The following is a 19,922-nucleotide window of genomic DNA, read 5'->3' as shown; positions in this document are numbered from 1 at the left end:
CGTCTTGTCGATGCGCGGCGCTTACGCGAGCGCCGCAGTCTTGGCGCGCATGGCGCTGATGTAATGCATCATGGCGGCTACATCCACCTTTCTCGTCATCGGAAAGTACAGGATGGGGCATGCCGGGGAATGCAATTTTTGAACGTGCACGTCCAGGTTGGACGCGCTCGCGTAATCGAACAGGATGATCCGGTCGTGCCGGCCTTCACCCATGCGGATCAGGTCGAGCGCCAATTCGGCCGGACAGTCGTCTTCGAAGTTGTCGACGCATAAATCGGTCGCGCCGGGCACCAGTTCACGATAGCGATGTCCCTCGACCAGGACGTCGACCGGATCGGCGTGGTGGGCGAGTGCGCCGGGATGGCGGCTCAGGAAATAGTGGATGTTGCCGAGATAGCCTTCCAGGCGCGCCTGGCCAATGGCGACGTCGTCCCTGTGGCCGGGATTCTGGTGAATCGCCTCCAGGTAGGGATTGATCTCGATGTGGATGCCGAGCTTGTAGAGCCGGTACGCGAGTTCGACATCTTCCAGGCCCCAGTCGACGATGTTTTCGTCGAAGCCGGCGCTGGCCGACAACCAGCGCTTCGGTATCGCCAGATTGCAGGAGTAGGCGTGCAGCCACGCATCGGGCAGCGCCCTGCCGTTGAACGATTGCGCCGAGAACGCCAGGTAGCGGTAATCCAGCGACGGAATGGCGTCCGCTGCGAAGCGGACTGTCTCGAACAGCGATCCATCGGCAATACTGCGCACGTGCACCCTGGCCGGGGAATGGATGCGGGTGCCGATCACCATGCAGTCGTCCGCGCCGGCGAAATACCTGTCGAGCTGCTTCAGGTAATCGGGTTTGACGATCATGTCCGAATCGATGAAGACCACATATTTGCCGAGGGCGATCTTCCATCCGTGATTCCTCGCCCGGGAACGGCAGGAGTGATCGTCGCGTTCCAGCCGGACGGTCCTCAGGCCGAGCCGGTGCCGGAAACCCGCGATGGCCGCGATCAATCCATCGGACGACCCGTCGTCGACCACGATCACTTCGAAACAATGGCCCGGGTAGTCGAGGCGCACGAGCGCTTCCAGGGAATTGATCAGGTTGTCCCTGTTGTTGTAAGTGGGGATGACAACACTGTATTTCATGACGATGCGTCCACGTAGGCCTGGTAGCGATCCGATGTGTACAGAAAACCGCTCTCCACCAGGCGCCCGACGTCCGTGTAGACGCCGGATGGGCGGCCGGCCCGGTCAACCGGCCCGTTGCCCGACAGGGAGAGATAGGCGGCGATCTGGTCCTTGATGATGAACGAGAAGCTGTCCGTCCTGATTCCTTCCTCGATGCGCTCCTTGAGCGAGGCCGTGAGCTTGTAGTGCTTCAGCAGGCAGGTCACATCGGCGACCCGGGACTTGTTGCAGAAGTGGGGCATCGTCACGGCTTCGATGTGGTGGTCGATGAACATCAGGGGATGCTTCGTCAGCAGGAATCTCGATTCGCCGGACCGGATATGGTGTTGCCGCACGCCGCCATAGTAATTGCCGATCTCGGGGCAAGGCAGTACGTTGTGGTCGCAGAACGCCTCGAATCCGGCGTAGTAATCGCCTTTGCTGACGTCGCTCAGGTCGAAATTCGGGTAGGCGTCCTCGAGATAAACACCGGCGGTGTGCGCGTCGGCCGCAAACATGTCCAGCATGTAGGCCACGACCGACGTGAACCCGTGCGCGTTCAGGTAATCGAGGAAACTGCGCATCGTGAGGGTGCCGGAGCCCGGAAACTCGAACAGCTCGTCGATGTCGACGCACATGCACCACCGGGACGCGCAGTGCTTCTCGATGATCGCCCGGCGGATCTCGCTTTCGAATTTCCTGTGCTGGAGTGCCGTCCTGTACACGGTGACGTCAGGCTGGTCCGCCAGGATGGAGCGTGTGACGTCCGTGGATTCGTTGTCGACGAAATAGAAATGCGTTGCGCCGATACGGCGGTAATGACGCAGGAAAGACGGCAGGTATTCCGCGCCGTTCCTGACCAGGCAGACCACCACGAATTCATTGCTGCCGTAGGTGACATGGACCGGGCCGGAAACGTGACGTATCGCATCCAGGTAGACGATCCGGTCCGCGTCGCCTGCCAGGACGGACTCCGCGCCGGGATCGCGCGTATCCGGCAGGCCGGTGGCCGCGAGCAGGGCCATCAAGCGGTTCCGGCTGTTGCCGTGATTGTAGTATTCGAGCTTGTCGGCGGCGCATTCGAGCGCGTAGCGTTTCGCGTCTTCGTCGTCCAGCAACCAGCGCAGGGTTTTCAGCGTGGCGTCGGGCGCGAGGTGGGCGCTGAGCGCGAAGCAGCGCTTGTTGACTTCGGCGCGGCCGCCGCCGATGACGGCGCAGCCCCGGGCAGCCAGGTAGATCAATTCCGCGTCATGGCCTTCGAGATCGGCGTCGAAGCAGATGAAGGCAAACTGGCCGAGACGGGCGAGCAGGGCGGGCGTGCTCCGGAAGTCGTCGCAGAACAATTCGACGTCGCGCCCCAGGAAACCTGGGCCGTGCGCGTCGAAGCGTTCGCGCGGCATGACGAAGGCGATCCTGTCGAGTTTCGGCCCGGACGCGCCAGCCTCCGCGTAGAGCCGGCGCAGGTCGGCCGGGTCGGGAAGTGCGTGGACGCGCCGTCCGGTCATGCGTTCGTAATGCAGCACGGTCGCGTGATCGCCGGCGACGAGCAGGTCGGCGTGGGCACACGCCGCGACCAGGGCCCCGTGTTCGTGCGTCTCCGGGCGTGCGTCAAACATACTGCGCAGGGACAGGATCACTCTGGTCTTGCCGTTCCCGCCCAGCCGGTTGCGGACATCGGCGATCAGCCGGTCGTTCTGCGGGCAGCAGACGATATGGATGACGTCGTAGCGTGCGCACGCGGCCGGCGTAGCGAGGGCGGCGGGCGCGACCAGTTCGCCGCCGAGCGCGTCGACCCATTGTTCGACGCCGACCGGCAGACCGGGGCGGGAGGCAAGACCGCTGTTGACCAGGCAGTACTTCATGCGACGGCGCGCCAGGCGCTCTGGCCGGAATTCAGCACGCGGACATACAGCTCCCGGTACATGCTGCTGATCCTGTCCCATGTGTATTCGGTCGAAACGCGCGCATGGGCATTGGCGGCGAGCCGGTCGGCCAGGTCCGGATTGCCGAGCACGGTCACGATCTGTTCCGCGAGCTGGAGAACGTCCGTCGTGTCGTACATGAGGCAGTCCCGTCCTTCCTCGAGGATCTCGCGGCTGCCGGAAATGCGGCTCGCCACGACGGGAATGCCTTCCGCGGCCGGTTCCAGGATCGCGTAGGGGAAGTACTCCACTTCGCTGGGCATGACCACCACGTCGGCCCGTGCGCACAGCTGGTCCTTCTGCGCGTCGTCGATCCAGCCGAGTACCTCCACGTGATCTGCGACGCGGCTGATCTTTTCGTCGATTTTTTTCACATAGCTCGCGACGTCGTACTCCCAGCTGCTTTCCTTCCTGCCCGCCAGCACGAAGCGCACGTCCGGCAGGGCCGCCAGCACATGGGGAATGGCGTCCAGCAGGTATTCGAGGCCTTTGCCATGGCTCCAGCGCGACATGCACAGCACGGTCCGCCCGCGCGGTGCGATTCGCGTGCGCCCGGCCGGGCACCCGATCGCATTCGGAATGATATGGAAGTCCCCGTTCGGGCGAAAATCCGGATAGGCCGCGGCGACCCATTGCCGGGCCGTCTCGCTCAGCAGGTGGACGTGATCGCTGTTCTTGAGAAGGAAGTCTTCATGAAACAGGTCTTTTTCCGATGCCTTGCGGATGGACTGGTCGTGCTTCATGATCGAGTGCAGGCTGAACACGACGTCGACGGCCTCGTCCCGCAGGCATTTCACGATCTCGTAGGTGTGCTCGCCTGCGTGCATGACGTGCACGATGTTGTAGCCGTTCAGCCTGATGAGGTCGCGTATCGTGTCGATGTAGTGGCCGAAATAACACCGCCTGTCCACGCCGTTGCGATAGAGGTCGCCGGAAAAATTGTCGATCTCGACGCGCCATTGCAACAGGAAGACGTCGAAGTCGACCTTGCCGATCAGGGCGGCGCTGAGGCCATTGATCACGCGCGCGATGCCGCCCGATACCTGCGGACCGAATTCATAGCTGACGAACAGGACGCGGGGCTCGCGCATCAGGCGGATCTGCATGGCATGCGCTCCAGGTTGGCGAGGACGGCGGCGAGGCCTTCAAGGTAGGGGAATGGATCGAACGCGTCGCTCAGGCGCAGGTCCGGGTGGCACGCATGGATGAAGGCGAGGCAATCCTCGTAGCGCTGGAACGTGCGTTCGCCGCCGGCCGTCGCGGTATAGACGGATCGCGCCTGGTCGAAGCCGATGCGGACTTCTTTCGTTTCCAGGATCGTGACGTCACCGCTGCAGGCTTTGGCGAAGATCCATGTGGACTGGTCGACGCATTCCTGGATGAAGGCGCCGAGATCGGAAAGATCCTTATTGGCCGTGACATGGTAGAGGTGCGAGGCGATCCTGTCCCGGTAGAAGTAGGAGGACAGGCAGGCCCACCGCAACGCCTTGACCGCCGAGGCGATGGCCTGGCTGCGGAATGCTTCCGGCGCGACGTCCTCGTCCTGTGGCGCGATCGCGCGGCGGAAGAGGTTGCGGAAGGCCGTGGCGACCGGAAGCGCATCCGCGGGCGGACAGCGCAGGAGCGCACCCAGCTTCGGCAGGGACGCCTCGATGTCCGCCAGCGAGAGATAGGCTAGGCGCATGAAGGCGATGACGGGATCGTCGCGATCCAGGCCGGCGGGCAAGTCGGCCACCGGCCGCTTGCCCTGCAGGACGATGCTGGAATAGGCTTTCGCGAATGCTTTCCCGTCTTCGCTCTCGGCGATGGCGCTGAGATTCGCGTCGGGCACGCCCAGGATCTCCAGCGAATAATAGGCGAAACAGCTGTCGAACGTCTTCTGGAAGTAGTTCAGCAGAGGCTCCACGTTGAAGCGGGAGACGTTGCTTTTGCCGAATACGTACATCAACTGCGTGACGACTTCGGTAATGACCTGGGGTTCGTCGTAGAAGGTCGTCAGGCCGCGGAAATTCTTTCCGCCGCTTAGGAAGCGGGCTTCGGTCAGGTCGATCCAGCGGCCGTCCAGGCAGACGTTCGATGGCGTGACGCCGCCATGCGCGATGCGCGCCGCGCGGGCAAAACCGAACTGCTTGGCGGACGACAGAATGAACTTCCCGAGGAACTGGATGAAGTGGTCGTGGCTTTCGAACCGGGTCTTGAGGCGCCGGTGCACCGCCCGGATCCGCTGGGGCTCGCGCATCAGGCCGGCCGGCTTCGGCGGAGCGAAAAGGTCCGCATGCATGAAGTGGGCGGGCCGCAGGGTCCGCTCCCGGACGAGGATGGCGCCGGACGTCGGCAACAGCTCGGCATCCTTCGTTGCCGCGTTCAGCGACTGCAGCGCCCCGCCTTGCGAGGTATGGATGATGCCGTGAATCTTCGCGCAGCCCAGAGGGAGTATGCCATCGAGCACGGTGGAGTAGATCGCCTCGTAGGCGGCATCGATCAGGTTCAGGGAACCGTACGAATGCCAGGTCGAGCTGCCGCGCGCCAGGGGATTCGGCCCGACGCCCTTGGCCTGGAATGGTCCGATATTCCCTACCCGCCCGCCACCACCGTTGTCGCCCACGCCGCGGCCGCCGTACCGCTCGGCGAGATACATGCGCCGGTCGTGCTGGTCCAGTTCGGCTTCGCCAAAGCAGCGGTTGGACTTGGACACATACGAGAAATACCGCGCGAAGTTCGTATCCGGCGCGCCCGCATCGAGTACCGCCGCGAGGCTTTCCATCGAGGCGGCGTTGAGCCAGACGGTGCGCGTATCGCGGATGCGGACGCAGTCGTACTCAACCAGGTTCTCCGGGAAATCGTTAATGTCGAGCATAAGTCTTCTTCGTCCCTCGTTCACGCGACTTGTTGTTGGGCTTGCTGGTAGAGGTCGGACACGAGCGAATCCTGCACGACTTTTCCTGCGTGGAGTGCGATTACACGATGTGCCGACGCGATCGTTTCCGGGCGGTGCGCAATGATGATCCGGGTGATGTTCAGGGCCTTCACGGCGGTGTTCACTTCGTGTTCCTTGGCGATGTCCAGGTGGCTGGTGGCCTCGTCGAGGAACAGGATGCTGGGCCGCTTGTACAGGGCACGTGCCAGCAATACCCGTTGTTTCTGACCGCCCGACAGCACCGTGCCCATGTCGCCGACCAGCGTGTTGAAACCCATCGGCATGGCGGCGATTTCATGGCCGATGGCGGCCAGCCGCGCGCATTCCTCGACCCATTTCTGGTCGGCCTGCGGATCGAAGAAGCTGATGTTGTCCGCGATCGATCCGGCGAACAGCACGTCGTCCTGCAACACGGTGCCCACCATCTGGCGCAGGGTCTCGAGACCGACCTGCTGGAGCTTGACGCCGCCGATGGTGATCTGGCCTTCGGTTGCCGGCAGGATGCCCAGCAGGACGTTCATCAACGTGCTTTTGCCGCAACCCGACGCACCGACGAGCGCCACCGATTCGCCGGCCGTGATCCTGAACGTGACGCCATCGAGCACATAGGGCTCCTGTTCGGCATAGCGGTAACGCAGGTTGTCGACCTCGATGACGGGTTCGAGTGCGGGGGTGTCCAGCATCTGCGTGCCCTGCAGGTCTTCAGGCGCCGTCAGGACGATGTCGGCCAGTCGCTCGCCCTGCAATTTCAGCATCTTGACCTCGGTGAACTTGTCGATCAGCGAACCGACGCGGGTGTCGAACTGGCCCTTGTAGGCGTTGAACGCCATCAGCACGCCCACGCTGAAATCGCCGGCCAGCACCATCTTGGCGCCGAGCCAGACGATCAGGATGTTCTCGACGCCGAACAGCAGGCCGTTGAGGAACCGGTACAGCAATTGCAGTTTTTGCGTGCGGACGTCGGCGTTGATCTGGTCCACCAGCAGCGTCAGCCAGCTGGCGCGGCGTTCGTCCTGGCGCTGGAACAGCTTGATGGCCTTGACGCCCCGTACCGTTTCCAGGAAATGGCTCTGCTGTTTTGCGGCGTGGACGATCTGCTCTTCGGTTGCCTTGAGCAGGGGGCCGTACCAGACCCAGCGCACCAGCGCGTACAGTGTCATGGTCCCGACGGCGATCCAGCCCAGGAGCGGGCTGTAAATGAACATCACGACCAGCGTCACGAGCGACATGACGCCGTCGAGGATCGCCTCGAGGAAGGAAGTCGTCAGCGTGTGCTGGATCTGGTCGACCGTGCCGAAGCGGGAAACGATGTCGCCGAGGTGGCGTTTTTCGAAATACTCCACCGGCAGGCGGATCAGGTGGGTGAACACGTTGGCGCGCCACTGCACGTTCAGCGTGGTCGCCATGTACATGATGACCCAGGAGCGCAGCGAGCCGACGGCCTGCTGCATGAGCATCAGCAGGCCGAAGCCGAGGGCCAGCGTCGTCAGCAGGTCGCGATCGCCCGATACGATCACGTTGTCGAGCACCCATTGCAGGAAGAATGGACTGACCAGCGCAAAGACTTCGAGCGACAGGGCGAGGATCAGGATCTGGGAGAACGAGCGCGCGAGGCCCGTGACGCGCCCCATCAGGCTGCGTAACTTGATCGATTGGCGCTGTTCCTGGGGCTTGAAGTCCGAGCTTGGCCACAGTTCGAGGGCAACACCGGTGAACGATTCGGACAACGTTTCCCGCGAAATCTCCCGTGCGCCGACGGCGGGATCGTGGATCGTTACTTTTTTGGCGCCGACTTCCTTCAATACGACGAAGTGGTTGAAATTCCAGTGCAGGATGCAGGGCAGTTTCAGCCTGTCCAACTCATCGAGATCCAGCTTCAGCGGGCGCGATTCCAGATTCAACCGTTTCGCAATCTTGAGCAGGTGCGCCAGCGTGGCGCCCTTGAGCGAGATCGAAAATTGCTGGCGCAGGGTGGCCAGGTCGATATGGTGTCCATGGTAGCCCGCGACCATGCCGAGACACGCCAACCCGCATTCGGTCGCCTGGGTTTGCAGGATCGACGGCAGCCTGGAACCGAAGCCGAAGTTGATGTCGTCGAGGAAACGCATGCCGGATCCGATCACAGTTTGCCGCTGAGGCTGTACAGGGGCTCGAGCACCCATTCGTAGAGACGGCGCTTTTCCTGCAGGATGTCAGCGTCGAGCAGCATCCCGGCTTGCAGCGGCTGCGGGCGGCCATAGGCGTTGATCGTCTGGGCCGACAGGTTGACGGTGATCCGGTACAGCGGCTCGCCACCGTTCGCCTGGTCGGTCGCTCCGTTCATGCCCGCCAGTTCGCTGCCGGACAGCGCGACTTTCGAGACAAAGGCGACGGTGCCTTGGGCCTGTCCGAATTTCTGATAGGGGTAGGGCTGGTAACGCATCAGCACCTTATCGCCCGCCTTGACGAAACCGATGGCCCGGCTGGGCGCGTACAGGTACGCCTGCAATGTCGCCCCCGCGGGGACGATGCTGACCAGGGGCTTGCTCCCGTCGACCATCTGCCCGACTTCGGCCGTGACCGCGGTGGCGACGCCGGCTTCCGGCGCCGTGATTTCCAGGCGGCGCTTGGCCTCGCTCTCGGTCAGTTCCTGTCCGAGGCTTGCGATGTCGCGTTCGATCTGGGCAATCTGATTCTGGTGGCGCAACGGCATGCTGGCCAGGTCGCTTTTCTGGCTCGTCAGGTCCCGGCCGATGCTGATGCGGTCGCGCTCGAGCGATTGCACGCGCGCGCGCTGGTCGAGCAGGTCGGCCTGACGTTGTTGCAACTGTTCCTTGGAAATGAAGTTTTGCGACGCGAGTTCCCGCATGCGCACGACGGCGTCGTCGGCCAATTTGACGCGGCTCGCCTGTCCCGCAATCTGGCTGTCGATTTTCGCCAGCTCCGACTCGAGGCCATCGATTCGCTTGAGGAGCGCGACACGTTCGTCTTCATTCAGCCTGCGCGTCTTTTCCAGCGCCTCCTTCAGGGAATCCTGACGGGCGATGACCTGATGGCTGATCGTCGCCTGCACGCCGCCTTGCGTATCGCTATGCCGCTCGCTCGAGAGCACGTACAGGACGTCCCCCCGTTTGACGGACTGGCCTTCGACGACATTTTTTTTCACGACGATGCCGAATTGCGGCACGTAGACCTTGACCAGGCCCAGATCGGGAACCAATTGCCCGGTTACGGTGGCGCGCTTCGTGTAAGTGCCTAGACACAGGAACGTCAACACCATGGCTGCGGCCAGGCCGGCAACCAGGCAAAGGAAGGCGAATGAAACCGGCCGCACCAGGACGATATCACCGAGCCATTTGATCTGCCGCGCATTCAAGGCCTCGGTGCGATACAACTGCCTAATAGTCATGTGAAATCTTTGCGTTACCGTGCGCAGCGGCCTGGATAAGGAATTGATAAAGCAAGTTCGCAAGTCGATGCGCGGGTGATTGCGTATTTCATTTCAATTTCACGCTTGTTTCATGCAGTTGTGCGCCGTGTTTTCAATTCTTGGAGAGAGAAATGGCAGGCTCTATTCGATCGTCCGATTTGGACTTGTTTTCTTTACGGAAATCGATGTTACCACCTGAATCGAGGGAAAAAACTCTCGAATTATCACGATTCCGGCGATGAATCTGACCGGGTGCGAAATTAAAAGCCGGGATAGAATTGGATAGAATATCCGGTGGTTTGTTCTGTAGACTAGCCGCGAAAATCCGGTTGATTTGCCGGAGTCCGCCGGACCGGCGCGGGGATGTGCAATGTTCGATGCGCGCTCGGCACGGAGACGTTTGCCGGCTAATGCAAGTTCCGCGGGATTGCTGTTGACATGAGTTTTCTAATTTTATTCTTGAGTTCGATCAGGCTGGTTCCGCATGTGTTGACCCTGTTTGTGTTGCGCAGGCGCGAGGATATAAATGCGGATATCGGCCGCTGGGCGGATATCCTCATGAAGGGGAAGCCGGACGGCCTGTATTACCGGTTCCTGTTCCTCATGACGTTTTATCCTGAATTTCGCAACCTCTATTATTACCGGGTCGGGAATCTCTCGATCATCCTGCATGTCTTCTGCCGGCGTATGGATACCTTGTTTCTGGCCGCGCAGTCAATCGGGCCGGGACTGTTTATCCAGCATGGTTTTGCAACGATCGTCGCCGCCAAATCGATCGGCGCGTATTGCTGGATCAATCAGCAAGTGACCGTTGGCTACTCGAACGAAACAGACTGCCCGATCGTCGGCGATCATGTCACCATATGCTCCGGTGCAAAAGTCATCGGCGGCGTGACAGTAGGAGATAACGCGAAGATTGGCGCCAACGCGGTTGTCGTGAAAAGCGTTCCGGCGGATGTCACCGTGGTGGGCGTACCTGCCCGGATCGTGCGCAAAAGTGGTTTGCGGGATGACACGCTATTGTCGTGTTGATGAGGGGGGCGCGCGGCTATCGGAGGAGCGTTTGCATTTTATGCAGATATTTTGCTTGAGGAAGTGGCTTTACTTTACGAAAAATTTGATCGCGACGCGTTCACGTCGATGTCAAAAAAACGAGGCGCTTGAGGTTGTACTGGCCTCGTCGCGGGATGTACAGGCGCCAGTCCGCTCGCTTCAGTTTCGCAGTTGGTTCTTGGGGCCACCCGGCATTATTTTGCTTTTATCAAAGGGACAAACCCTAGGACAAGAAACATTCCGCCAATCGCATAGAACGTATTAGCCCCGTTGGCGACCCCTGCCGCAATAAAAAGTACACCAGCACCGACCGATAGCCACTTAATTTTTTTCGATTTCTGCATACTGCACTCTCCAACGAGATTTTATGGCACGCCATTAAAAGCGTGCCATAAATATGTTATTAGCCGAACGTGTTCATGGCAATGTCAACGCCAGCATAGACCATCATTGCGCCTGAAGCAACGCCCGCAACAATCGGGGACGCTGCCATAATCGATGCTGCGCCTAGGCAAATGCCGATAGCCGCCAAGCCATCGCCTACGCTCATTCCGTCAGGAGCCGCTTGAACTTCAACATCGCTAATTTCTCTCATTTTTTCAATCCTAAAAGTTAAGTTATGCTTTGCACTGGCCTGAATGCCTGAAAAAACGAGTTAATTATCTGGCGGAATTTTATTGGTTCAATCAATTTATCTTTCGGATTAAAAATTCTCGCAGTATCAAACAAGATCGGAACTATTATAGTTAATCAAGGGCGAAGGAGAGCCATATCCTCGCAACTCATCCTCCAACCCATCAGTTTGAGCGTCAACTCGGCCAATCTCAAAATAGTGAATCTAGGGAAACGCTGAACAAATAGGTTGTGCGGCCGATTCGACGCGACAAAACCAGCGTCGAACGTCACGATGGTCGAAATCAGCTGTTTTTCACGCGTGTGCTGGGCCAGCAGACGGGTTTTGGCCTGCCGCAGCACGCATTCTCCGCTTCAGGACGGAGTTCGGGCGCGGGCACTTCCAAATGTCCGGCCGGCCAGCACCAGATTGGCGAATGCGAACAAGGAATGGAGCTGTGCGGTGTTCTTCGCCAAGCCACGGTAACGCGCCTTGTGCTGCCTGACCAGGTTCTTCAGCACGTGAAACGGATGCTCGACCTTGGAGCGCACGCTAGCCTTGGCCTTCTCCAGCTTTTCCTTGGCGCGGCCCAGCGGATTCTTCTTCATGGCCTTGCGCAAACCGCGCTTCATCGCGATATGCCAGGTAACCGCCTTGCCCGTGTTCTCCGGGCGCTTCTCGGCACCCTGGTAGCCGGCGTCACCAAACACCATCGTTTCGGCGCCATGCAGCAGATTGTGGGTTTGCGTGACGTCGGACACGTTGCCCGCAGTGGTCACAAGCGTGTGCGTGAGGCCAGACCTGGCATCAACGCCGATATGGGCCTTCATCCCGAAGAACCAGTTCTTGCCCTTCTTGGACTGGTGCATTTCCGGATCGCGCTCTTCGTCGTGGTTCTTGCTTGAGCAGCGTCGTCGCGGCCGGAGCCGACTCGTGCGTCAGGTCGATGCCGACAAAACCGCGAATGGCCTGGCTGTCGTAGATCGCATCGTCGATGCCCTCGTCCGACAAGCCGAAGCACTGCTGCGCGATGTACATGCGCAGCATCCGCTCCAGACCAACGGGCGAACGGCCTCGCCCTTCGCCCTTGGGGTAGCACGGCAGCAGCGCTGCTACCAGCGCTGAACTCATTATAGAAAATTATGTCTACCGTACAATTTATCGAACTCACCCCTTCTGAAGTCGCCGACGTTGCCGGTGGAGTTGATTGGAAGTATGCTGTTCCAACGGTCGCTGCCGGAGCGTCATGCGCTGGCGGTGTTGGGGCGATTGTTGCAACGGACGGTGCTCTTGGATGGGCTTTGGGGGCGCGTACGTTTGGGGCATGCCTCGGATTTGGCTACGCCGCCGGCAGTTTCTTGTTCGGTTAAAGAATAGTAGTAGTTTCAATATACGCATATGCGTATGCGTATATTGTTTTGATTTCCAATGTTTAAATGAATGAAACCATGACGTTTATTAAACAGAAAGTCGGATTGATTTCGATCAGCACAATTATTTTGCTGTGCCTGATATTTATGCTTTTTAATACGCCATCTTCCAGTTATCTTTCGATTTTTATCGGAATTTTGTTTGGAATGCACTTGCAGCAACTATTGACCGAAATTGATTATTTCAAGAAGAGAAAATGAATTTTTGACAAGGTGTTGAAAAGATCGCCGCAGCCTTCAACCGCCGGCTAGGGTAGACGTTCTAAACAAAAGACGACTTTCCAGAGCCGATCCATGCGCAGCGCCCAGCAGTCGTGCACCAGCGCCGATGTGGCGCAGCAGAACGCCATGCGTTTCCATCATCGCCAGGCCGCGCTTGCCGTGCACGCCGTATCAACCACACACCCACAGCCAAGGCAACTGTCCACCTTCCTTCCATTGCGTTTCGTTGGCATGTAGCAAGCTCGCCTGCTCAATCTCGCGCACCATCTCGTCCTCGAGCGGCGCCACCGCGCGCCCGGCCTCCTGTTTTCACTGAAAACGGCGTAGAGCCCTGACCGCTTCATTTGCTTGGCATGTTCGACACGACTGCACAATCCCCGATGGCTCATCCTCTTGCGCGCTTCGTTTGTTTCTGCGCACTGGGTGTATTGATCTATATGGCACTCCGCAAATACTTCGTCGAGGCAGTGCCGGTGGCCGTGCTTTTCTGGGGCGTCGCCGGCGCAAAGCATTTTTCTCACGATCTCGTGAACGTCATCCCGGCCATCAAGAGGGCGACGGTACGGTGTGGATCGTCGAGGCAGATGTGCGCAAATTTATCGTGCCACCAGTGACTGCGAGCGAGAAGCGTCTGTTGGTCGCGCATCATGCGATCATTCCAGCCATCAGACAGTTCGGATACAGTGAACATGGACTGCGACGTTTGCTGACGGTGAGGTTGCAACGGCGTGGCGGGGAACGTGAATTGATAAAATTCCTGTCCTGGCTGCGGGCGGAAGCCATGCCGAACGTAAAGCGTCTGCCCACGTCATCCTGCATTTGACAGACCGTGGAGGGAATCGGCCAATGACCGGCCAATCCCCATTCCGATCAAGCCGCGTTCAGTGTTGCGCGGCCCGGTCACTGAGCTGCGCCTGCATGTGCACGAGATTCGCTTCGAACGCCTGCATCTCCAGCCCGATCGACGTCAGGTCGAGTGCCGCCTGCTTGAGTTCGGGGAACAGCTGCGTTTCCTCCTGGCGGATATGGCTCAGGACCGCATCGATGAGTTCGTGTACCAATGGCTCGGCGCGGGCCTCGTCCAACGACATGCCTTGCAGCGTGGCCAGCAGGTCGTCGACGGCGAGGTGGTCTTCCTCGAAGCGGGCGATCAGGTTCGGGTCGACGCGGCGTACGCCGGGATAGAAAACGCCTTCCTCGAGGCGCGAGTGCATGTGGATGGCCTGGATCAGCTGGGTCGCCGCCTGCTTCCTGACGTCGGCGCTTTGCGTGTTCTGGTATTTGTCCGCGAGCTTGCGGACCAGGTCGTGGTCGCGCAGCAGGGCCTGGACCGGATTGTCGGCAGGGAACGCGGCATGCGGTTCCGGCCGTGCAGGGTCGTCTGTGGTTGCCATGGGTACTCTCCTCAACGGGTTGCCCGGCATATTCCGATATGCCGTCAGGGTTTCATCCTACTCCCCGCCCACCCATGCAGCATGTTCGGTAACGCACCCAGGGTCGCGTCACAGCAACGCCCGCTTCCGAAAAAAACGCCGCCTCACGGGCGGCGTCCATACAGGCGGCGGGACCTTCAGTGCTGCGAGATGCTGCCGCGCCAGGCGCCCGTTTCCTTGCCGCGTTTCTCGAGCAGGTCCTTGAACTTCTGCAGGTTGCCGCGGGCTTCCAGGCGCACCGCGCCGAGGGCGTCGCCGATCTTCTCGGCCGGTCCTTCCGGCTGGTAATCCATCTGCAGCGTGATGCGGGTGACGTCGTCGGACAGCTTGTGGAAGGTCACGACGCCGCCGTTCGGCACGCCGCTGGTGCTGCGCCAGGCGATGCGCTTGTCCGGAATCTGCTCCGTGATCTCGGCATCCCATTCCTTGTCTTCGCCGGCCACATTGGCCTTCCAGTGCAGGCGCTTGTCGTCCAGTTGACGGACTTCATGGACGCTGCCCATGAACTGCGGGAAGTCCTCGAACTGGGTCCACTGATTGTAGGCGGTGCGCACGGGGACGTTGACCTCGATCGTTTCGAGAATCGACGAGCCCATGCCCGATTTATTACCCTTCATTTTTTTCGACAGCATCATGCCGCCGACGGCCAGCGCGGCGACCGTCACTACACGGTTCAGCATTTTTACCTCCTTATGCCAAGAGCGTTCGCTTGCGATACACAAAAGTGGTCCACGCCTGACAAAGGCGGGACCGATGAAAAACCCCATCTGTCGTCAAAATTACGTGAAAAGAGATCATCATGGCGCCCGCGAGCCGTGTGGCAACATTGCGGGCGCAGTCATGTTTCGGTGGCGACGATGTTGTGATACTGTATATATCATCAGTAAAAATGCCGCCGCGGCGATGCCGAGGGCGGGTCGCGACGTTATAATGCCCGCATGAATCTCCTCGACAACCTGAATCCCGAACAACTGGCCGCCGTCACGCTGCCGTCCCAGAGCGCCCTCATTCTCGCGGGCGCCGGGTCCGGCAAGACGCGGGTGCTGACGACCCGCATCGCCTGGCTGATCCAGACGGGGCAGGTGTCCCCGGCCGGCCTCATGGCCGTGACCTTTACGAACAAGGCCGCCAAGGAGATGCTCACGCGCCTTTCGGCGATGCTGCCGGTGAACACGCGCGGCATGTGGATCGGCACGTTCCACGGCCTGTGCAACCGCCTGCTGCGCACGCACCACCGCGACGCCGCGTTGCCGCAGACGTTCCAGATCCTCGATTCGCAGGACCAGCTGTCGATGATCAAGCGCATGCTCAAGGCGCTGAACGTGGACGACGAGAAGTACCCGGCCAAGGACCTGATGTACTTCATCAACAACGCCAAGGACCGCGGCCAGCGCGCGCACGACGTCGAGGCGTACGACCATGTGCAAAAGCGCATGGCCGAGCTGTACGATTTCTATGACCAGCAATGCCAGCGCGAAGGCGTCGTCGACTTCGCCGAGCTGCTGCTGCGCTCGTACGAACTGCTGCAGCGCAACCACCCGCTGCGCCAGCATTACCAGATGCGCTTCCGCCACATCCTCGTCGACGAGTTCCAGGACACCAACGACCTGCAATACAACCTGCTGAAGCTGCTGGCCGGCCACGGCGAGCAGCGCGGCGGCGCCATCTTCGCCGTCGGCGACGACGACCAGAGCATCTACGCGTTCCGCGGCGCCAATGTCGGCAACATGCAGGCGTTCGAGCGCGACTTCGAAGTGAAAAACCTGATCAAGCTGGAGCAGAACTACCGCTCGCACGGCAACATCCTCGACAGCGCCAACCACCTCATTTCGAACAACGCGAAACGCCTCGGCAAGAACCTGCGCACGGACGCGGGCCAGGGCGAGCCGGTGCGCATCTACGAAGCGTCGTCCGACCTCGAAGAGGCGCAGTGGATCATCGACGAGGCCAAGAGCCTGATGGCGGAAGGCGTCTCCAAGAGCGAGATCGCCGTGCTGTACCGCTCCAACGCCCAGAGCCGCGTGATCGAGCACGCGCTGTTCGCGGCCGGCCTGCCGTACACCGTGTACGGCGGCCTGCGCTACTTCCAGCGCGCCGAGGTCAAGCACGCCATCGCGTACCTGCAGCTGATGGACAACCCGCACAACGATTCCGCGTTCATGCGCGTCGTGAATTTTCCGACGCGCGGCATCGGCGCCCGTTCGATCGAGCAGTTGCAGATGGCGGCGGAAAGCTATCGCGTGTCGCTGTACGCGGCCGTGCCTTACATGACGGGCAAGGCCGGCACGGCGCTCGGCAACTTCGTCAAGCTGATCGAGAGCGCGCGCTTCGAGACCCAGCAACTGCCGCTGCCGGAGATGGTGCGCGTCGTGCTCGAGCGCAGCACGCTGCTGGCGCACTACGCCAACGAAAAAGAGGGCCAGGAGCGCATCGAGAACTTGCAGCAGATGGTCGGCGCCGCCACCCAGTTCGTGCAGGAAGAAGGTTTCGGCACGCAGGCGCCGGCCCATCTCGGCCCGCAGGCGCTGGCCGCGAGCGGCACGGCGATCGTGGACGGCGACGGCATCGACGTGCTCGACGCGGACGCGCCGCTGTCGACCGTGATGTCGCCGCTGTCCGCCTTCCTCGCGCACGCGTCGCTGGAAGCGGGCGACGCCCAGGCGCAGGCCGGCCAGGAAGCGATGCAGCTCATGACCGTGCACTCGGCCAAGGGCCTGGAATTCGACGCCGTGTTCATCACGGGCCTGGAAGAGGGCCTGTTCCCGCACGAGAGCAGCGCGCGCGAGATGGATGGCGTCGACGAGGAACGCCGGCTGATGTACGTGGCGATCACGCGCGCGCGCCAGCGCCTGTACATGAGTTTTACGCAGCAGCGCATGCTGCACGGCCAGACGCGCTTCAACATGAAGTCGCGCTTCTTCGACGAGCTGCCGGAACACGCGCTGAAATGGCTGACGCCGCGCGTGCAGACGAACTGGTTCGCCGGCCGCAAGTCGACGACGGCCTGGGACGACGCCGATTTCCGCGAAGGCGGCAGCGACAACCAGATCGCCAAGCAGATCGCGCAAAAGTCCAGCAGCGGCAACGGGACCGGATGGCGCATCGGCGAGTCGGTGAATCACGCGCGGTTCGGCGAAGGCGTGATCGTCAACATCGAGGGTGGCGCGGGCAGTGCGCGCGCGCAGATCAATTTCGGCGCGGCGGGGATGAAGGTGCTCGACCTGTCGGTGGCCAAGCTGGAGCGCGTCGGCCGATAAAATTGGCCGTTGGGTGGGCACCCCGTGCCCACGCGGATGCATGTGATGCGCGAACGCCCGCGTGGGCGGAGGCCGCCCACCCTACGTCGGCGTGTGTAAGCAGGCACCCCGTGCCCGGCATCACGCCGGCTGCGGCGCCTTGTCGTACGGCTTGCCGAAGATGGTGCGATACCCCGCATACATCGCGCATTGCAGCAACAGCACGAACAGGAAGATCAGCCACATGAGCACGACCCGTCCCAGCGCGGCGTCGCCGAACAGCAGGGCGGCGACGATGCACACGCCAAAGAAAATGGCGAACCAGGCCGCCAGCAGGACGAGGAACGGGCGCGCCGTGCGGATGACGGCGAAGAAGCTGTAGAACGTCGCCTTGCCCGGCCCCATGTGCTTCCAGTAGGTGAGCGGGGCGGCGAAGCACAGCGTCACCAGCACGGCCACGTCCATCAGGAACACGCCGAACAGTGCCAGCATGTGCGACGTCTGGATGTCCGGCGGGGCCTTGGCGTCGGGCCGGGGCATCATCTGCATGAGGACCTCGGGCGGGATCGCCAGGCGCGTGATCACCATCATCAGCAGCGACACGCCCAGGTAGACGAGCCCGAGCTTGCACAGCGCGGCCAGCGCCGGCTGGCGGAAGCCCGTCAGCAGCACGGCCGGGGTGACCCGGTCGCCATTCTCGATCATCAGGCAAGCCTGCATGAAGGCCATCGAGAACGACGGAATCAGCACGACCGCAAGTACCGAACCCAGGAACGGCACGGCCGACAGGCCGATGCTGAACAGGATGTTGGCGAAGAGGAGCGTCGTCAGGGCTGCGGGCTGTTTGCGGAACAGGCCGATGCCTTGTTTCAGCCACTCCCATCCGGTACGTGCGGGTAAATCGTTCATGCTGTGAGGTCGGGGGCGCCTGTCGCGATGCGCTCGCGCAGGACTCGTTCGAAGTGGGTGGGATCGTGCGGGGTCAGCATTTCGGCCTCGCGCGGACGGTAGAAGTCGTACAGGCGCGACAGCCAGAAGCGCAGCGCCGCCGCCCTCAACATCGGCAACCACGCCGCCTGCTCGGCCGCCGTGAACGGACGGACGGCGTGGTAGGCGCGCGTCAGGGCCAGGACGCGTGCCGCGTCGAGGCGGCCGCTGTCCAGGTCGATGCACCAGTCGTTGACGGTGACGGCCAGGTCGAACAGCCAGGTGTCCCAGCCGGCAAAGTAGAAATCGAAGCAGCCGGACAGGCGCTCGCCGACGAACATCACGTTGTTGCGGAACAGGTCGGCGTGGACGGGCCCGCGCTCCAATTGCGCATACGTGGTGCCGGCCGCGAAGTCGCGCTGGAATGCCAGCTCCGCTTGCAGCAGCGCGGCCGTATCCGCGGCCAGCCAGGGCAGGACCTTGGGCACCGTCTCGACCCACCAGTCCAGCCCGCGCAGATTCGGCTGGTGCAGCGGGAAGTCGCGGCCGGCCAGGTGCATCCGCGCCAGGATCGCGCCGACTTCGGCGCAGTGCACCGGCTGCGGGTCCATCTGCGAGCTGCCGTCGAGCTTGCTGACGATGGCCGCCGGCTTGCCGTGCAGCGCCACCACCAGCTCGCCCGCCTCGTTCGGCACGGGCGCCGGCACGGGGATGCCGCGCTCGGCCAGGTGGCGCATGAGCTGCACGTAGAAGGGCAGTTGCTCGAAGTCGAGGTTCTCGAAGAGGGTCAGGACGTACTCGCCGCGTTCCGTCGTCAGGAAGAAATTACTGTTTTCGATGCCGCTCGAGATACCTTTGAGCGCGACGGCTTTGCCAAGGGGAAACTGCTTGATCCACTGGGAGAGGTCATCCAGCGTGACCGGGGTGAAGACTGCCATTGTGTAGGAAAGAAAAGTCGCTGTAGCGGCCACGCGAGTGGCCGGTCCTGTTGACGGCTTGTTACTTCTTCTCAGGCGCGGCGGTAGCCGGCATGGGAGGAGGAGGCGGCGCGTCGGCCGTCGTCGGGGCATTGGTGCCGGATTCGCTCGTGGCTTTCCGCTTGCCCGACAGGTCGAACTCACCCACCTTCCACTGCGGCGCGCGGATCGAATTCGTCTGCGCGTTGCCGGGCTGGGTGTTCGGTTTCATGTAGTAATGGCTGCCACCGGGCGTGGTGACTTCGACTTCGGTGACCTGGCCGCCGGCGCGCGTTTCCTTGATCTGGGTGCCGCGTTTCGGCGGAATATTGGTCGCGGGAACGTCGCTCCCCGGCTCGATGCGCTCGAGCTTCGGCGGTGCCGGGCTGGGCGTCGGCTGCGTCGCCGACTGCTGGGCCGCGGCCAATCCGGCTTGAGAAGCCAGGAACAGCGCGAAAATGGCGAGGCGGGAAGGGATGCGCGGCATGATGGTCACCTTTGTCGTTTAGTCCATTGTAACAAACGGCGCCACTTCCCTGTGAAAAGTGTGGCTTCGTCCTCATCTGGATGGCATGGCCGGCGGCTCTGCCGGCTTATCTTTTTTCTACCCTGTTTCTGCGATAATGGCGCACGTTTTGCCGTGCCG

The 19,922-nt window shown here is 61.4% G+C and carries 16 protein-coding genes and 1 pseudogene; 2 read left to right on the top strand and 15 right to left on the bottom strand.

All coding sequences use genetic code 11. From position 1 onward, the window contains the following. Positions 1 to 21 precede the first annotated feature (21 nt). Genes ASC93_RS22900 through ASC93_RS22875 form a run of 6 tightly spaced genes read right to left on the bottom strand, consistent with a single transcriptional unit; the run spans position 22 to position 9,385 of the window. The gene (locus ASC93_RS22900; protein ID WP_056447899.1) at positions 22 to 1,137 is read right to left on the bottom strand and encodes a glycosyltransferase family 2 protein; all 1,116 of its coding nucleotides are present in this window, start codon (positions 1,135 to 1,137) and stop codon (positions 22 to 24) included. Next, positions 1,134 to 3,020, bottom strand: coding sequence for a glycosyltransferase family 2 protein (locus ASC93_RS22895; RefSeq protein WP_056447896.1), 1,887 nt, complete (start codon positions 3,018 to 3,020; stop codon positions 1,134 to 1,136). Before ASC93_RS22895 ends, ASC93_RS22900 begins: the two co-directional genes overlap by 4 nt. Beyond that, positions 3,017 to 4,186: a glycosyltransferase family 4 protein gene (locus ASC93_RS22890; protein ID WP_056447893.1), complete on the bottom strand. Its 1,170-nt coding sequence runs from the start codon at positions 4,184 to 4,186 to the stop codon at positions 3,017 to 3,019. Before ASC93_RS22890 ends, ASC93_RS22895 begins: the two co-directional genes overlap by 4 nt. Then, complete coding sequence (locus ASC93_RS22885; RefSeq protein ID WP_056447891.1) at positions 4,171 to 5,937, bottom strand: hypothetical protein; 1,767 nt, start codon at positions 5,935 to 5,937, stop codon at positions 4,171 to 4,173. Before ASC93_RS22885 ends, ASC93_RS22890 begins: the two co-directional genes overlap by 16 nt. A 20-nt stretch (positions 5,938 to 5,957) precedes the next feature. Then, positions 5,958 to 8,105, bottom strand: a complete 2,148-nt coding sequence (locus ASC93_RS22880; protein ID WP_082548291.1) for a peptidase domain-containing ABC transporter — start codon at positions 8,103 to 8,105, stop codon at positions 5,958 to 5,960. Positions 8,106 to 8,116: 11 nt separating this feature from the next. Next, a complete protein-coding gene (locus ASC93_RS22875; protein WP_056447885.1) occupies positions 8,117 to 9,385 on the bottom strand; it encodes an HlyD family secretion protein in 1,269 nt (422 codons plus the stop codon). Between the two features lie 459 nt (positions 9,386 to 9,844). On the opposite strand from ASC93_RS22875, the gene ASC93_RS22870 reads away from it, so the two are divergent. Beyond that, a complete protein-coding gene (locus tag ASC93_RS22870; protein WP_082548279.1) occupies positions 9,845 to 10,438 on the top strand; it encodes a serine O-acetyltransferase in 594 nt (197 codons plus the stop codon). A 215-nt stretch (positions 10,439 to 10,653) separates the two neighbouring features. Here ASC93_RS22870 and ASC93_RS31110 read toward each other — a convergent pair whose 3' ends face one another. From ASC93_RS31110 to ASC93_RS22840, 6 genes and pseudogenes are all read right to left on the bottom strand, one after another. Next, the gene (locus ASC93_RS31110) at positions 10,654 to 10,803 is read right to left on the bottom strand and encodes a hypothetical protein (protein WP_157202085.1); all 150 of its coding nucleotides are present in this window, start codon (positions 10,801 to 10,803) and stop codon (positions 10,654 to 10,656) included. A 59-nt stretch (positions 10,804 to 10,862) separates the two neighbouring features. After that, positions 10,863 to 11,054 carry a hypothetical protein gene (locus ASC93_RS22865; RefSeq protein ID WP_056447882.1) on the bottom strand — a complete coding sequence of 64 codons (192 nt, stop codon included), beginning with the start codon at positions 11,052 to 11,054 and terminating at the stop codon, positions 10,863 to 10,865. A gap of 155 nt (positions 11,055 to 11,209) precedes the next feature. After that, on the bottom strand, positions 11,210 to 11,434 hold the full coding sequence (locus tag ASC93_RS22860; protein ID WP_056447879.1) for a hypothetical protein: 225 nt from the start codon (positions 11,432 to 11,434) through the stop codon (positions 11,210 to 11,212). Between the two features lie 12 nt (positions 11,435 to 11,446). Next, positions 11,447 to 12,191, bottom strand: a pseudogene (locus ASC93_RS30170) (IS5 family transposase); the annotation flags it as partial. Between the two features lie 1,414 nt (positions 12,192 to 13,605). Then, a complete protein-coding gene (locus tag ASC93_RS22845; protein WP_056447870.1) occupies positions 13,606 to 14,118 on the bottom strand; it encodes a hemerythrin domain-containing protein in 513 nt (170 codons plus the stop codon). Between the two features lie 176 nt (positions 14,119 to 14,294). Beyond that, the gene (locus ASC93_RS22840; protein WP_082548277.1) at positions 14,295 to 14,837 is read right to left on the bottom strand and encodes an SRPBCC family protein; all 543 of its coding nucleotides are present in this window, start codon (positions 14,835 to 14,837) and stop codon (positions 14,295 to 14,297) included. 258 nt (positions 14,838 to 15,095) lie between these two features. Between ASC93_RS22840 and ASC93_RS22835 the strand changes: the two genes are divergently transcribed. Beyond that, positions 15,096 to 17,414 carry a UvrD-helicase domain-containing protein gene (locus ASC93_RS22835; protein WP_056447866.1) on the top strand — a complete coding sequence of 773 codons (2,319 nt, stop codon included), beginning with the start codon at positions 15,096 to 15,098 and terminating at the stop codon, positions 17,412 to 17,414. Between the two features lie 120 nt (positions 17,415 to 17,534). On the opposite strand, the gene ASC93_RS22830 is transcribed toward ASC93_RS22835, so the two are convergent. From ASC93_RS22830 to ASC93_RS22820, 3 genes are all read right to left on the bottom strand, one after another. Beyond that, positions 17,535 to 18,302, bottom strand: coding sequence for a BPSS1780 family membrane protein (locus ASC93_RS22830; protein ID WP_056447863.1), 768 nt, complete (start codon positions 18,300 to 18,302; stop codon positions 17,535 to 17,537). Further along, on the bottom strand, positions 18,299 to 19,258 hold the full coding sequence (locus ASC93_RS22825) for a homoserine kinase (RefSeq protein ID WP_056447860.1): 960 nt from the start codon (positions 19,256 to 19,258) through the stop codon (positions 18,299 to 18,301). Before ASC93_RS22825 ends, ASC93_RS22830 begins: the two co-directional genes overlap by 4 nt. A 61-nt stretch (positions 19,259 to 19,319) precedes the next feature. After that, on the bottom strand, positions 19,320 to 19,763 hold the full coding sequence (locus ASC93_RS22820) for a DUF2782 domain-containing protein (protein ID WP_082548290.1): 444 nt from the start codon (positions 19,761 to 19,763) through the stop codon (positions 19,320 to 19,322). Positions 19,764 to 19,922 lie beyond the last annotated feature (159 nt).

The sequence above is a fragment of the Massilia sp. Root335 genome, from assembly GCF_001425685.1.
Lineage (GTDB): Bacteria > Pseudomonadota > Gammaproteobacteria > Burkholderiales > Burkholderiaceae_D > Telluria > Telluria luteola.
Note: the sequence above shows the minus strand (reverse complement) of the source record. Positions and strands in the feature narration are given on the sequence as shown.

Excerpts from the sequence above, each read along its gene's own strand:
- ASC93_RS22900 (WP_056447899.1), bottom strand. The coding sequence starts at position 1,137 with ATGAAATACAGTGTTGTCATCCCCACTTACAACAACAGGGACAACCTG.
- ASC93_RS22895 (WP_056447896.1), bottom strand. The coding sequence starts at position 3,020 with ATGAAGTACTGCCTGGTCAACAGCGGTCTTGCCTCCCGCCCCGGTCTG.
- ASC93_RS22890 (WP_056447893.1), bottom strand. The coding sequence starts at position 4,186 with ATGCAGATCCGCCTGATGCGCGAGCCCCGCGTCCTGTTCGTCAGCTAT.
- ASC93_RS22885 (WP_056447891.1), bottom strand. The coding sequence starts at position 5,937 with ATGCTCGACATTAACGATTTCCCGGAGAACCTGGTTGAGTACGACTGC.
- ASC93_RS22880 (WP_082548291.1), bottom strand. The coding sequence starts at position 8,105 with ATGCGTTTCCTCGACGACATCAACTTCGGCTTCGGTTCCAGGCTGCCG.
- ASC93_RS22875 (WP_056447885.1), bottom strand. The coding sequence starts at position 9,385 with ATGACTATTAGGCAGTTGTATCGCACCGAGGCCTTGAATGCGCGGCAG.
- ASC93_RS22870 (WP_082548279.1), top strand. The coding sequence starts at position 9,845 with ATGAGTTTTCTAATTTTATTCTTGAGTTCGATCAGGCTGGTTCCGCAT.
- ASC93_RS31110 (WP_157202085.1), bottom strand. The coding sequence starts at position 10,803 with ATGCAGAAATCGAAAAAAATTAAGTGGCTATCGGTCGGTGCTGGTGTA.
- ASC93_RS22865 (WP_056447882.1), bottom strand. The coding sequence starts at position 11,054 with ATGAGAGAAATTAGCGATGTTGAAGTTCAAGCGGCTCCTGACGGAATG.
- ASC93_RS22845 (WP_056447870.1), bottom strand. The coding sequence starts at position 14,118 with ATGGCAACCACAGACGACCCTGCACGGCCGGAACCGCATGCCGCGTTC.
- ASC93_RS22840 (WP_082548277.1), bottom strand. The coding sequence starts at position 14,837 with ATGCTGAACCGTGTAGTGACGGTCGCCGCGCTGGCCGTCGGCGGCATG.
- ASC93_RS22835 (WP_056447866.1), top strand. The coding sequence starts at position 15,096 with ATGAATCTCCTCGACAACCTGAATCCCGAACAACTGGCCGCCGTCACG.
- ASC93_RS22830 (WP_056447863.1), bottom strand. The coding sequence starts at position 18,302 with ATGAACGATTTACCCGCACGTACCGGATGGGAGTGGCTGAAACAAGGC.
- ASC93_RS22825 (WP_056447860.1), bottom strand. The coding sequence starts at position 19,258 with ATGGCAGTCTTCACCCCGGTCACGCTGGATGACCTCTCCCAGTGGATC.
- ASC93_RS22820 (WP_082548290.1), bottom strand. The coding sequence starts at position 19,763 with ATGCCGCGCATCCCTTCCCGCCTCGCCATTTTCGCGCTGTTCCTGGCT.